The sequence below is a fragment of the Legionella shakespearei DSM 23087 genome, from assembly GCF_000373765.1.
In the GTDB taxonomy this organism is placed as follows: Bacteria; Pseudomonadota; Gammaproteobacteria; order Legionellales; family Legionellaceae; genus Legionella; species Legionella shakespearei.
The window spans coordinates 40355-54961 of sequence record NZ_KB892426.1 but is presented as its reverse complement, the minus strand read 5'-3'; the positions used below and the strand labels follow the sequence as shown (position 1 = coordinate 54961).

Genomic DNA, 14607 nt, shown 5'->3' with positions numbered 1-14607 from the left:
TCCTGACGGTCGCGGCTCGGTTTTCGTGTGTTCGTATTGACTTCATCGTGCACCGGAAACCGAGCCGCGACCGTCAGGAAGCGGAAGTTTTGTTGCGGCACAGCGCCTGATTTAGCATTTCTTATAATCAAGAATGAAAAAAAGATGGGCTGGATGGGGAGGATGTTGCGGTATCATGTGCCGTCACCTCTTTGTTTACTTCCTCCGGTTTTGGCTGTTCAGAGAGTAGTTTAATAATTTTCAGCCGCTCTAAAAGACTCATGTTTTTACATTCAACCAATAAATCATACACACAAGTCACAGTCATTGGAGATAGTTTGTATTTCTCTGGTTCATAAAAGTGCCAGCCATAAATACCCAGAACCGCAAAGTAAATATTCTTGTCCGCTATCATAAGCCATCTTAAGTTATCACAATAACTCTCAGGTCCGGTCAGCAAGTAATCCAGATAACCACAAAGCTTCTCTTCCATACTATTACCCGGTAATTTCGAACAAAAAGAACTCGGGTTTTGAACAGGGCAACGTTTTAAAGCAGAAATAAGAGAATGCATTAATTGCTCAAAAGGTATTAATTCCTTTTTTTCTGGCAAAACTCCACAGATTTGATTTCTGTTTTCAAGTAAAAGTGTTTTGATACAATCCAGACTTACATGCTCTTTAGATTGTTTATAAACTTCTTCAAAGTCATGTAATTGTTGAGGTCGAACTTTGGTTCGGTTTAAATAACGGGCGAGATAGTCATAATCTAACTGAAAGGTAGACCTCAGATATATGTGCCAGCGAAAACTAAATCTGGCATCCAAAAGACCTTTCAGAAAGTAGTTATTAATTTGAGTTGCTATTCGTGGCGCATTCAATATTTGATTAAACGATTTGGATAATCTACGGCTATTCGGAAATGTCTTCAATAACTCTTTACATAGCTCATCCAGATCACCGTCTTGCACTTTTTCCAGTATTAACTCAAGCATCTGTGAGCTGTCTGCGATAAAGGGAGAGTGATAAACATCAAACAGTTTAATTTTCATGACGAGTGATAAACTTTTGTACCTCTCATCGGCAAGTAAACGCTCTATAGATAAAGAGGTCAAATTAGCAAGGTAGAATATTTTATCCTTTCTATCCTTTCCATCGACGCTCTCAAAATAATCGAATTTCGTTTTTACTTTTTGCACTATGCAATTCATAAAATAGTTGGTAAAGGATGGATGGTTCACTAAAGCATGAGCAATTTCTTTGTAGACTCCAGACCCTGTATTTCTGGATAACTCATCAGCTAGATAACAATAAACCGCTTGAAAACACTCTGGCTTAGTTAAATGAGTCAAAAGGCGAAAGCCATCGTCCGGATTTATTTGCCTGTAAAAGTTTAATGCCGGCAAAAGGCGATCTGGATCTATGCTATGAAACCGAGGATGATTTAAAATATCATTTAAATGCTTACAAAAATCTTCAGTAGTAAGATCAAATTCAGACAGCAGCTCCACCGTTTTAGATTCATATGAATAAATAAACTTAATAGTTTTAGTAATTGACTGTGACATACATACATCCTGATTTGATTAGCACGGTTACATTTGGACAAATTAGAAGCAATGATGCATGATCATGAGGATTATTACAATATGATTTTGGACGATGTAGATCGGGGAATGGCAAAGATGCGTAGCCCGGTCTGCTTGCAGCCGGGATGTTCCCACTAGATCCGTATGAATATTTTACGGCGATACAAAAACGTCACCACTATAAAATTCAAAAGCAAAAACGCCAGAGAATAAAACAAGGCGGCATTAGGTTCAGAAAAACTGCTGAAGAAGTAATCAGTAATAGTTGCCTTTAAATTACCCGTCTTGCCAGTACTCAAGGGATAATAAAAAATAAATTGCAGTTTTAATAAAAGCACATGCAAGACAAAAGCAAATAAGGCATTCATGCCGAAAATCTTCAATGGCAAAGCCCACTTTGTTACATTCCATATATCAATAATTAAAAAGCACAGAGCAAAAGTGATAAGTGCATAACCGCTGGTCCATAACACAAAAGAACTGGTCCACAGGTTTTTGTTAATAGGAAAAGTACTATCCCATAAACCGCCTAAAAGAAGAAACAGGCCCCCCATACCCAACATCAAAATACATTTCTTGTTCTTGCTCAGGGAACTCAGGAGCAAACTGCCAGTCAGCACACCTGACAATGTGGTTGCTATAGATGGAATGGTAGTGAAGAAACCTTCAGGATCATAGGTTTTTTCCAGCAAATGATCAGCGGAAAAAATCATTTGATCAAAGAAGGAAACCCAACTTCCCTCACTATCCAATTGATTGGCCCCATAACCAGGCACTGGTATCTGCGTCATCACCAGCCAGTAGCCGAATAAGATACTCAAAAAAATGAATAACTGGGTTTTAATAGTGGTCTTAAGATAAATAAAACTACAGGCTAAATAACACAGGGCTATGCGTTGTAATATTCCATAAATTCGCAAATGATAAAAATCAAAATGGTTAGGGAAGACATTTAAAAACAAGCCTAGAGCAAACATGATAAAACTTCGTTCCATTATAGAGCGATAAATCACTTCATGGGTGCTTTGCCCTATTTGCTTTCTTAAGCTGATAACTGTGGTTACACCCACAATAAATAAAAAGGATGGGAAGACAATATCCGCCAGAGTACACCCATTCCAGGCAGCATGTTCCAGAACAGGATAAGCCGAATCATTCCCCTGACTGTTTACCAAAATCATGAATACAATAGTTAATCCGCGAAATACGTCGAGAGATAAAATACGGCTTGCTTGCGATAAGGGCATAAACTGGGTTCCTGATTGATCTGAGGGTTAGAGTAACATTTTAAGATAACGATAAAAAGTTATGTAAAACAATAAGAGAAATTAATTTCAATTTACTATATTAAAATGCTTCTGAACCTTGTATGTTTATAGTGTTCAGACTAATTCACAGACAGGGAAATGTTTAATAAAAAAGAGCGTACCTTACTATTCGCTAATAACCTTTGGTATCTTTCCGAAGGCATGTTAGGTCCCTTATTCGGTGTCTTTTGTGCCAAATTCCAATCATCCCCTTTAGACATTTCCTGGGTGTGGGCTCTTTATCTGATTTCTGTAGGCATAGTAGTTGTTGGTCTGGGCTATATTTCTGATTTTATTTATAAAGAAAAGTTATTGGTTTTAGGATACGCACTGCAAACCATTTTTACTTTTTGCTATATTTTTGTCAGCAATAAGCAGCAATTGGCACTTCTGCAGATTGGGCTTGGGATTTCCGGAGGCCTTTCTACAACCACATGGTATGCTCTTTATGCGCGTTGCGAGGACAAAACACATGAAGGACTGACCTGGGGTCTGGCTAATGGCCTGGCAAGTATTTATACCGGTGTTGCCCTGCTTTGTGGTGGGATGATCATTGCCAACAGTTCGTTTGAAACCCTGTTTATTGTGATGGGCATAGTTCAGTTCTGTGCGACAATTTATGTGAGCAAGCTGATTTTTCTGGATAAGCCGGACGTTGCGAAGCGGTTTAAACTGAATAAATTTTTTAAGAAATTTTCACCGAGTCAGCAGGAGTTTTAATAGACTGTAGCCTGGTCTGCTCGCACGCAGTGACACAATTCCCGGCTGCATTGATCACATCTTAGTTTATGCTCTACACCAATGCTAAATCAGGCTCTGTGCCTCAACAAAAATTCCGCTTCCTCACGGATCCACGTCGTCCTGAGCGCGTCTTTTTGCGCGAAGGATCTCCTGAAATTGGCACATTGCCAGTATTTGGAGATCCTTCGCGCAAAAAGACGCGCTCAGGACGACGTGGATCCGATGCAGCGTAACGTAATCAAGGTTTTCATTACAGTGTTTATCTATCCAGCTGAACCGTAATATCCCGTGCATCAGATAATCCATGATCATCCACAACTCGTATCACGTATTTACCCGGCTTTGCCTGCCACAAAAAAGACTCATCCGCTTTTGTTTTGGCGATAAACGACTCATTAATGAACCAATACAAATGGGCAATCCCCGCATCAGTCACTGCTGTCAAAGGTATTTTGCTATTCAACGGTGAATCAGCACGCACTACATAGCTGATACCCGTTTGAGGCGAAGTAATCTGTGGCGTAATGCCCTGATTACCCGATAAAGCGCAATCCGCTTCAAAAAAGGGAGGCGTGTGTCGTTGAATACCCGCCCTTTTAAAAATGCGTAATAAATCAGAAGGCCAGAATTCAAAAATTTCAAAGCGGGTATTTTCATCAATATGACAGGTACGCAAGCCAGTACGATTATTAATAGCCACTTCCCTGAAAATGGTATCCGTCTTAATCGGTGATTTTCCTGGAATAAACCAACTCCATTCTGTATCGCGGCAATAACGGGTAGGAAGCATTCCTGAAGCTCTGCATACTTCTACCTTTGCAAGGTTCATATGTTCAGGATGTTTGTCTATAGCCTGTAAAGGCCCACGCTCATGTTTGATGGCATCAATCAATTCAAAAAATAAGGGAGCCGCTATGTCTTTACCCACAAAAGCCGGATTCGCCTTATTATCAAAATTACCTATCCATACCGCCAATACATAAGGACCAAAAGAACCAACCGCCCAGGCATCACGATACCCCGAGGAAGTACCCGTTTTCCATGCCACAGGTAATTGCGAGGAACTTTTATAATTCAAATCATGGCCTGGAGTACTTTGCAGCATATTCAAAACAAGAAAACTGGCTTCGGGACTTAACACTCTTTTGCCATCCGGCTTGTTATCCTCTTTGTATAAACGAATGGGATACCACATTCCGTCATTCACTAACATGGCGTACAAACCAACTAATTCTTTCATAGTTAATTCAACACCACCCAGACTTAAAGACAGTCCATAGTATGATTCTGGTTTCAAAGAACTGATTTGCGCGTTTTCGAGAAGTTGATGCAAGGTAGGATTAGTCAACTCACTGGCAAGAGTCACAGCAGGAATATTACGGCTTAACACTAAAGCATCTTTTGCCTTAACAGGCCCCATAAAATCATAGTCAAAGTTTTCAGGATTATAACCGCTGAAACTGTGAGGCACGTCTTTTAATACGGTATTGGGGTGAATTAACCCCTGATCCAGAGCAAGGGCATAGATAAAGGGCTTTAAAGTAGATCCAGGGGAACGTTTGATTTCTATACCATTGATTTGACCGCTAATGTTCTTGTTGAAAAAGTCCGCAGAACCTAATAAACCTTTAACCCCCATATCCCGGGTATCAATCAAAAGTACCGAAGCATTATAAACACCCAGATTTTTCTTTCGAGCCAGATAACTGCGCGTAATACGATTAATAATTACCTGAACTCTGGAATCAAGTGTGGTATCCACACTGTTTTGCTTTAAGTAAGGATCATTCAATACCATATTCACCAAGTGTGGCGCGCTGAATGGTAAATTACGGCTGGTTTGCATGACTAAAGGCAGACCAAAAGTTTCCTTTTGCCTGGCATCCTCAGGATGCTTTATTAACCATCGGGCATAGAGATGATCTCTGATCCTCTTTAAATCAGCATTATCTGGAGTTCGCTTGCCTGGATTTTGGGGAATAATACTTAAGGTCATGGCTTGGGGTAAACTTAATTTTTCCACCGGATTGTTAAAATAAACCAGACTGGCGGCCCCTACCCCTTCAATATTTCCGCCATAAGGCGCCAGATTAAAATAAGCTTCCAGAATGTCATCTTTGCTGTAATGGATTTCCAATTGCAGCGCACGAATGATTTGCCACAATTTCCCCGAGACTTTTTTAGAATGAATGCCAAAACGAAGGCGCGCCACCTGCATGGTTATAGTGGATGCCCCTACCCTTCGCGATTTGACGGCATAGGTTTGCCAGACTGCCTTAACCATAGAATAGGGATTAACACCCATATGCCAGCGATAAAATTGATCTTCTTGTAACAAAGTAGATTCAATCAGCTGTGGGGGGATATCTGACAAGGGAGTAAAGAGGCGATATTTATCATCCTGACTTAAGGTTAAACGCAGTAATTGATGGTGATCATCATACACCGCACGAGAAAAACTGATGCCATCCAACAAAGGGGGTTTGGGTGAAAAAAATAGTAGTACATATCCGCTGACAAACAGCAAAACAAGGATTATGCTTATACACTTAAATATTCTTTTCATCATTGAAATTACGTATCAAAAAGGTTAAATTATACCCAATTTTGGTATTGTTTACACGAAGACATTTTTCGTGAACAATCGTAACACGTTTAGATTCAAAATAATACAAGATAATTGCTTTTCGACAATCACTCAGTCCAAGTGGGATAAATTAAAATCATGAACAAAAATCCAATCTCTTCAATTTTGAATGTTATAGGTTCTGCCTTTGCTTCAGTATTTGGAAAAGTAAACTGGAACAGTCCCCCTTGGTTAACTCACTTACATAAAAAATCCCAGACATCACCCAAAACTTTTTGGGGAACTGCAGTACTTTTACTGGCTGCAATTGGCGCCAGCGCTTACGGGGTTCACTGGTATAAAAACCAACCCAAGCCGGTTTATGTCACGGCATCAGTTAAAGTCCCAGACATCACGCCTAATGAAGCGACCTTATTTCCCAATAATCTGATCATTGATTTTGGTATCCAGACTGAGGACGGTTTCACCAACCAATCCGTAGCGCCTATCAATTTAATTGGTAAAACAGTGACTGAAGGAATCACCATGACTCCCGCTATTCCTGGTGAGTGGAGTTGGAACAGCGATAGCGAGTTAATGTTCCTGCCCTCAGAAGACTGGCCTGCCGGACAAAAATACACAATTAATTTCGCGAAAAACTTTTTTGCCCCCAACACCAATATAGAACATTACGACACATCATTTTCAACCCAGGCCTTCAATGCATCTATCTCTGAATTCAAATTTTATCAGGATCCAGTCAATGCAGATCAAAGATATGCCGTAGCCACTATTCAATTCAATTTTCCAGTCAATGCGGAAAGCCTTGAAAAAAATACCTCTCTGATGTTCCAGACTTTAAAAAACAACACACTGGATAAGAGCGGTCAGCCCGTTAAATTTACCTATACTTATGATGCTAACAAACGTGAAGCCTACCTGCATTCTGAAAACATAAAAATTCAGGACGAAGCACGTTATTTGCGTTTGATTTTGGATGACAAAGTCACTTCATCTACTGGGTCAGCGCATTTCAGAAATGAATTGACACAAAATCTATTGATTCCGGATAACCAGAATTTCCTTAAAGTCACCTCTGCCAATGCTACTATCATCAGAAATGATAAAGACAGGCCAGAACAAATTTTGACTGTAGAAACCACCATTGGCACCAATGAAACTGATTTTAACAAATCAGTCCATATGTATTTGTTGCCTCAGGATTACCCGGCTACTTCATTTGAGGGTGCGAAGTCCAATTACCAATGGCAAAACCCAGGTGAAGTCACCCAATCCATTCTGGCTCTGGCGACTCCATTAAATAAAGAAGCCTTACCTACAGAACAAAACTATTCCACATTACACAGTTTTAAAATTGCTGCGCCAACACCACGCTATATTTATATTAAAATAGACAAAGGCATGAAAGGTTTTGGCGGTTTCACTTTAAGCACCGATTATGCTGCTGTTATACCAGTACCAGAATATCCCAAGGAAATAAGTTTCCTGCATAAAGGTTCGTTACTGGCACTAAGTGGCGAGAAAAAACTGTCCGTACTATTACGGGGTGTTCCTGCGGTGAAATTTGAATTTGCCCGTGTGATCCCCAATAACATCAACCAGTTGGTTACCCAGACTCAGGGCGATTTTAACAACCCTTATTTTATCAATCCCTCATTCAACCAACAAAACATCAGCCAGATTTTTTCTGAGGTTCAACAATTTGATGCATCTGACCTGACCAAACAGCAATACACAGCGCTGGATTTAAGTAAATATCTGACTGCAAATGCCAATGAAGCACCACCACAGGGGCTGTTTTTATTACAGGCAACAGGCTGGGATGTAACCAATAATTATGCCTTGGACGTCAAAGCAAGCCGTTTGATTTTGGTTACCGATATGGGAATGATTGTCAAAGATAATAATGACGGCACTCATGATGTCTTCATTAACTCCATCACTCAGGGTACACCTGTAGTGGGTGCAACCGTTACGGTATTGGGTAAAAATGGTTTACCTATTTTGTCACGAACTACTGATGCACAAGGTCGGGTTAACTTCCCTACTCTTAAAGACTTCATTGAAGACAGAGAACCCACTGTATATCTGGCCAGCCTGAATAATGATATTTCCTTTATTCCTTACAGTAACTACAACCGCCAATTGAATTTTTCCAAATTTGACATAGGTGGCGTATATACTTATCTGGATCAACAAAGTTTAAGTGCCTACCTGTTTTCCGACCGTGGCATTTATCGTCCTGGTGATACAGTCCATATAGGTATGATAGTCAAACAGGCTTATGCTCAGGCTCAGCCCGCTGGGCTGCCTTTGCAAGTCACTGTTGTTGATGCGCGTGGTACAACCATAAAAGACGAAAAAATAACCTTAAATGATACTGGTTATATGGATCTTGATTTTGCAACTAATGCCACCTCGCCTACAGGCCAGTATATGGTGAACCTGTTTTTAGTCAAAGACAATCATCCACAAAGCCTGTTAGGTTCTACCAGTGTTAAAGTTTCTGAATTTCAACCGGACAGAATGCGTATCAGTTCAAGCCTTGAACCAAAACCTTCTGATGGATGGAGTTCTCCAGCAGATTTAAAAGCTGAAGTTGGATTGTGGAATTTATATGGTGCCCCAGCTACGGACAGAAGAATCAGCGCTAAAATTTTACTGACACCTCAGGATGTCAGTTTTGATGAATATCCTGATTATGTTTTTGCTGATCCGCTTTTTGATCCTAAAAAGCCGCCCAAGGTATTTAGTGAAACCCTGACTGATGTCAAAACCAATGAAAAGGGTGAAGCCGAATTTGATCTGAATCTGGAACGTTTTGAGAAGGCTACCTATCAATTAACCTTCTTTGCTGAAGGCTTTGAAGCAGACGGTGGCCGCAGTGTCACCACACAATCAAAAGCACTGATAAGCCCTCTCCCCTATTTTGTCGGCTACAAGGCTGATGGTGATTTGTCCTTTATCAAGCAAGGCAGTGTCCGTCAGGTAAATTATATTGCCGTGAATCCGCAGTTAACCAAAGAAGAAATACAGGATTTGAAAATACAGTTAGTATCCTTACGTCCTGTGACCACTCTGGTTAAAAAAGCAGATGGTACTTATCAGTATCAATCGATTATCCAGTCCAACATTGTGAATACCAATGCGTTTGAGATTAAAGAAGCAGGCAGCAGTTATACTTTGCCTACTCAGCAAATCGGCGATTATTCACTGAGCGTACTCGATAAAAACAATACTGTATTGAGCCAATTAAAATTCAGCATCGCAGGAGCCAGCCAGCAACCGCTTGCCAAAAATGCTGAATTGTCGATTAAGCTCAATAAGGAAGAATATTTCGCTGATGAAGACATAGAAATTCAAATCACAGCACCTTACACTGGCTCTGGCTTGATTACTATTGAGCGAGATAAAGTCTACGCCTCACAATGGTTTAAAACCGATACGACCAACTCCGTACAAACCATTCGTGTTCCTGCCGACTTCCAGGGCAATGGCTACATTAACGTCGCCTTTGTCCGCGACTGGGAATCGCCTGAATTGTTTATCAGCCCTCTCAGTTACAGCGTAGCGCCCTTTACGGTAAATCATGATAAGCATGATATTAAAATCAGCTTGAAAACACCTGAAGTAGTCAAACCGGGTGAACAGTTAACTATTGATTACAGTACCGATAAACCTGGAAAAATCATTGTATTTGCAGTAGATGAAGGAATACTTCAGGTGGCAAACTTCACAACTCCTGATCCATTAGCCTTCTTTTTCCAGAAGCAGGCTCTGCAAGTGTACACACAACAAACAGTGGATCAGATTCTGCCTAAATTTATTCAGGATAGAGAATTATCTGCCGCGGGTGGAGATGATGGTGAGGCTGATTTGGCAAGCCGCTTGAACCCCTTCAAACGTAAGACTGACCTGCCGGTTGTGTTCTGGTCGGGAATTATTGATACCGATTCAACCAGCCGTCAATTGACTTATCAGGTGCCTGATTATTTTAACGGTTCAATTAAAGTCATGGCAGTTGCCGTTTCGCCTGACTATGTAGGTTCAGATGATACCAAGACTGCGGTTCGTGGTGATTTTATTATTAATCCTAACGTGCCTACTTTCGTAGCGCCCGGTGATGAGTTTGAAGTCAGTTCCAGTGTTGCGAATAACATTAAGGATTCAGGCGATCATACAGAAGTCACTGTCACCCTTAATGTGTCGCCAGAGATTGAAATCATTGGCTCGGCTGAGCAGAAACTGGAAATCAGTGAAGGCCGTGAGCAAACCGTACATTATAAATTACGGGCTAAATCTTTATTGGGTTCAGCTAAAGTAACCTTTGCCGCTGTTGCTGGAGATAAGACTGGATCAATGGATGCAACCTTAAGTGTGCGCCCTGCTAATCCGTTCACAACCTACATCAGTAGTGGTTTATCAAAAGACGCCAAAAAGTCACTGGACATCATCCAAACTCTGTTCCCAGAGTATCGTAACGTTAACGCTACTATGTCATCCAGCCCGTTGATTCTGGTATTTGGCTTACAACGCTACATGGAGAATTTCCCTTATGGCTGTACTGAACAGTTAACCAGTAAGGTAATGCCATTAATCGCGATGAACAGCCAGTCATGGTTTGCCAAAGATACGGCTCAGCTTAATGACAAGGTCAACACCACCATTCAGTTGTTAAGTCAAAGGCAAATGTCACATGGCGGGTTCAGTTACTGGCCAGGTCTTGCTGACAACTCTGGTAACAACTTTGCCTCAGTGTATGTCATGCATTTCTTAACCGAAGCCAGAGCTCAGGGCTTCAATGTTCCTAATGATATGTTCTTCAACGGAATAAATTATCTGAAAGAACTTGCTGGTAGAAATGTCTCTGATATGGATGCAGCACGAATCCAGGCTTATGCCATTTACATCCTCACCAGGAATGAAATGGTAACTACCAACTACCTGGCGAATCTGCAACTTTATTTGCAAAAAGATGATTCGAAAGAATGGCAGAAAGACATTACTGCAGCATACATTGCCGCCTCCTACAAAATGCTGAAAAGTGATGCCGATGCCAATCGTCTCATTGATCTGTATCAGCCACAAAGTAAAAAGCCCTTTGCTATGGACTTTTATGACAGCAACATTGCTGACGCACAATATCTCTATATTCTGGCTAAACACTTCCCGGATCTGTTGCCACAAAAAGGCGACAAGTTGTTAATGCAATTAGTCACCGCTCTTAATAATGAAGAGATCAATACCGTATTGGCAGGTTATGCAAGTCTTGCTTTAGCTGCTTATCCTGCTGTTGAGTCAACAGGAGCTGGTTTGTCTATGACAGAAACCAGAGCCGATAATCAGGAAAAAGCCATTCCTGCGGATAATGCCAATTATCAGCATTTGGATATTGATAGTGATGTCAAACAAATCAGCCTGATTAACCCTGATAAACAAAATTATTTTTATCAATTGGTACAAGCAGGTTTTGATAAAGCCTTACCCACTACCCCAGTAAAAGAAGGTATGGAAATTTTCAGGGAATACAGAGATGCTAATGGCAATGCGATTACCTCAACCGCTTTAGGTAGCGAGATTGAAGTGCATATTCAGATTCGTGCGTTGAATAATGCTTATTTGACCAATATTGCTATTGAAGATCTCTTACCAGGCGGATTTGAAGTAGTCCGTGATTCAGTAAAAGCAGATTCCATGGATTTTGCTGATGCACGTGAAGACAGAGTAAATTATTTCGGCAGCGTTGATTCAACGGCCAGAGAGATAGTCTACAAAATCAAAGCCATCAATCCCGGAAAATATGTCGTGCCCCCAGCCTATGCAGAAGCCATGTATAACCCGGCAACCAAAGCTCGTGGCGCAGTGTCAGAAATTACAGTTACTGCAGCAGTGAAATAGCTCAGACCCGGTCTGCTTGCAGCCGGGATGAGGGGCTCGATTGTGGAACCAATCCCGACTGCAACCAGCTGACTCTACTACATATCTTTTCTTTGCCATTCCCCGATCTACGTCGTCCTGAGCGCGTCTTTTTGCGCGAAGGATCTCCTGAAAGCGGCATGGTGCCGATATTTGGAGATCCTTCGCGCAAAAAGACGCGCTCAGGACGACGTAGATCATATATAGAAGATACAGCTGCTTGCAGCCGGGATGAGGCTATAAACTTTTACTGATTTCTGATATGCGATGCATCCTTTCTATTCTGGGATCCCATAATGAATACGAGTATTTGACATCAGGAAATCTGGCATTGCATTGCTCGTATTTTTTAATGAATTTATCCGCTGTATCCGCTGTCAGAATCTCGTAAATCATCCGTAATTCCTTATCAATATGATCGCGGCTGCCAACACATTCATCTTTGATACCTACGGCTATACTATGCGGAAGTCTTATCGATGCGCTAAATAGAGTATTCAGGCTTCTGGCAAAAATACCGGATTGTTCTGGCATGGGTTTGTCGAGGGTGCTCTGAATGTCATCCCAAATGCGATCACGTATGTTCGTATGGAGCATTTTGGAATCACTACTCAAGACATCGAATAAAGTGATTAATCTCTTTTTGGGATCGGTAGTACTGTCATCGAGTATTTTAAGGTAATCAGATATTCTGTGTGGCACCTGGAGAGATTTGGTGATGACCACATCGCCATGCCTGTAACTTGATTTAAACATAGTGACTGGCGATGAAAAATGGCCAACAGTTTCAACGGAGTATTTTTGTGATGCTTTGACTAAAAGCCATTTTAAATTATCACATAGTTCTTCCAAATCTCCTTTTTTTTCCAATACCTTGAGTATTGATTTGAACTTCATTTTATTTTCCATAATGTACTCCGTTGTGTGTAAATTTGATGCTTTGGCTAACGTCGTCCCCGATCTACGTCGTCCTGAGCGCGTCTTTTTGCGCGAAGGATCTCCCAATATTGGCACCATGCCGCTTTCAGGAGATCCTTCGCGCAAAAAGACGCGCTCAGGACGACGTAGATCGGGGTGATGGTGAACGGACATGAATCTGTTAAGGAGTGGACCCCTTCTAGCTTACCCCCAAATCAAAAAGAATTACATCCATTATTCCTTTAGTGCATATATCACAAAATGAGGCATGCGATTCCATAACACACTTGAAGCCTGGCTTATGACTAACGCCATGGTTGCTTACTGAGTCACCGTATCCTCCATGATAAGCTCCATACACCGGTGGTTTGGAATGCCAGTCGCTATCAGGAGTTGGAATTTGAGTTTGTTCGCTAACGAATGAATTCCATTTTAATCCTGAATAATTGGGCTCGCTTAAAAAGGTGATGTTTTGCGACCAGGGTTCTTGTATGTCCGGCGCAAATTCCAGTTCGGTGCGACCGCCTCCTTCATACTCTTCATTCAAACCAAAAAAATGACCGAATTCGTGGAGTAACAAGTAAGTGAAATAGACTGAATTGCCTGCGGGAATAGCGGTGTGAGACATGTAATTGCCTACTCCCCAGTAGCCACTATTATTCACCAGAACAATGGGGTAATCATAAGGAGCCGCAGCAAGTCCCTGCCTGAATTTATCTTCGCGTGTAGGATAAACAATATGATACCAACGGCCAAAATTATCCCAATAGGGATAATACAAGCCAAGAAAGGAATCAAACTCTGGAACAGGCGTGCCTAAGTCAACTGCCTCCCCGAGCCTTTTATTGGAAGGATTGAACACAGCATAAAAACTCATGTACTCCACTCCAGGAAAATGCTCGCCCTTAAGTGCAGTAACGGTTTTCAATGACTGTTGCCAAAATTTATTCTTGTCACCAGGAGCATAACCTTCTGCATATATATTAACTCGTAAAGAGGGTTCTTTTGCTGATAAAGACAATTCTTTCACTTCCAGGTCAGGAAAAACCTTATCATCCCGAACAGGTTCATTAGCACTGATATTTTTTTCAATGACCTTTTCCATTATCCCGGATTGAGGATTTTCTGCATATAATTCAAAAACCATGTCGCTGGTCGGCATTGGAAAACGCAGATTTATGGCTCTTGCCAATTTGCGGTATTCTTTACCCGTGCCCACAGAGTCGTAATACTCTTTACCGCTACTCTGGTCTTTGAGAACCCCCAAATAACTGCCCCATTTAGGTTTATGGATACTGCGTGCCAACAATGCTGGTGTCCCTGATGATTCAACAACCAGCTTACCTACAGAATAACTGTCACTCTCTTCAAGCCAGTCAATCTGGATACGCAAAACATCAATTCCCTTCTTTTGTTTTACAGTCTTTAACTGGTTCACATTGTATTTTATAAGTTGGGAACTTTTAAAACTGCTGTCCGAGGGAACTTTGTGAGCATCCCAATAGGGATTGGCATATGTGAGTTGAGTCAATGCTAATAGAATGATATAGAATATTGGCATGTCTGATTAC

At 41.2% G+C, this 14607-nt stretch carries 7 protein-coding genes; 2 read left to right on the top strand and 5 right to left on the bottom strand.

Features of this window, described 5'->3' with window-relative positions; genetic code table 11:
• Positions 1-127 precede the first annotated feature (127 nt).
• A complete protein-coding gene (locus tag B094_RS0112530) occupies positions 128-1546 on the bottom strand; it encodes a hypothetical protein (protein ID WP_018578157.1) in 1419 nt (472 codons plus the stop codon).
• Between the two features lie 155 nt (positions 1547-1701).
• Positions 1702-2814: an acyltransferase family protein gene (locus tag B094_RS0112525; protein ID WP_018578156.1), complete on the bottom strand. Its 1113-nt coding sequence runs from the start codon at positions 2812-2814 to the stop codon at positions 1702-1704.
• A 159-nt stretch (positions 2815-2973) separates the two neighbouring features.
• Between B094_RS0112525 and B094_RS0112520 the strand changes: the two genes are divergently transcribed.
• Positions 2974-3594 carry an MFS transporter gene (locus B094_RS0112520; RefSeq protein ID WP_018578155.1) on the top strand — a complete coding sequence of 207 codons (621 nt, stop codon included), beginning with the start codon at positions 2974-2976 and terminating at the stop codon, positions 3592-3594.
• A 280-nt stretch (positions 3595-3874) separates the two neighbouring features.
• On the opposite strand, the gene pbpC is transcribed toward B094_RS0112520, so the two are convergent.
• Entirely contained in the window at positions 3875-6181 is a 2307-nt protein-coding gene (pbpC, locus tag B094_RS0112515) for a penicillin-binding protein 1C (RefSeq protein ID WP_026254019.1), read from the bottom strand.
• 159 nt (positions 6182-6340) lie between these two features.
• On the opposite strand from pbpC, the gene B094_RS0112510 reads away from it, so the two are divergent.
• Positions 6341-12100 carry an alpha-2-macroglobulin gene (locus B094_RS0112510; RefSeq protein WP_018578153.1) on the top strand — a complete coding sequence of 1920 codons (5760 nt, stop codon included), beginning with the start codon at positions 6341-6343 and terminating at the stop codon, positions 12098-12100.
• A 255-nt stretch (positions 12101-12355) separates the two neighbouring features.
• Here the strand turns inward: B094_RS0112510 and B094_RS0112505 are convergent, their stop codons facing one another.
• Together B094_RS0112505 and B094_RS0112500 are read right to left on the bottom strand one after the other, a co-directional pair.
• The gene (locus tag B094_RS0112505; protein ID WP_018578152.1) at positions 12356-13027 is read right to left on the bottom strand and encodes a hypothetical protein; all 672 of its coding nucleotides are present in this window, start codon (positions 13025-13027) and stop codon (positions 12356-12358) included.
• Positions 13028-13235: 208 nt separating this feature from the next.
• Positions 13236-14597, bottom strand: coding sequence for a M64 family metallopeptidase (locus B094_RS0112500; protein ID WP_018578151.1), 1362 nt, complete (start codon positions 14595-14597; stop codon positions 13236-13238).
• Positions 14598-14607: the final 10 nt, after the last annotated feature.

Bases quoted from the DNA above. Each gene is read 5' to 3' on its own strand.
- B094_RS0112520 (WP_018578155.1), top strand. From the start codon at position 2,974: ATGTTTAATAAAAAAGAGCGTACCTTACTATTCGCTAATAACCTTTGG.
- B094_RS0112530 (WP_018578157.1), bottom strand. From the start codon at position 1,546: ATGTCACAGTCAATTACTAAAACTATTAAGTTTATTTATTCATATGAA.
- B094_RS0112505 (WP_018578152.1), bottom strand. From the start codon at position 13,027: ATGGAAAATAAAATGAAGTTCAAATCAATACTCAAGGTATTGGAAAAA.
- B094_RS0112510 (WP_018578153.1), top strand. From the start codon at position 6,341: ATGAACAAAAATCCAATCTCTTCAATTTTGAATGTTATAGGTTCTGCC.
- B094_RS0112500 (WP_018578151.1), bottom strand. From the start codon at position 14,597: ATGCCAATATTCTATATCATTCTATTAGCATTGACTCAACTCACATAT.
- pbpC (WP_026254019.1), bottom strand. From the start codon at position 6,181: ATGAAAAGAATATTTAAGTGTATAAGCATAATCCTTGTTTTGCTGTTT.
- B094_RS0112525 (WP_018578156.1), bottom strand. From the start codon at position 2,814: ATGCCCTTATCGCAAGCAAGCCGTATTTTATCTCTCGACGTATTTCGC.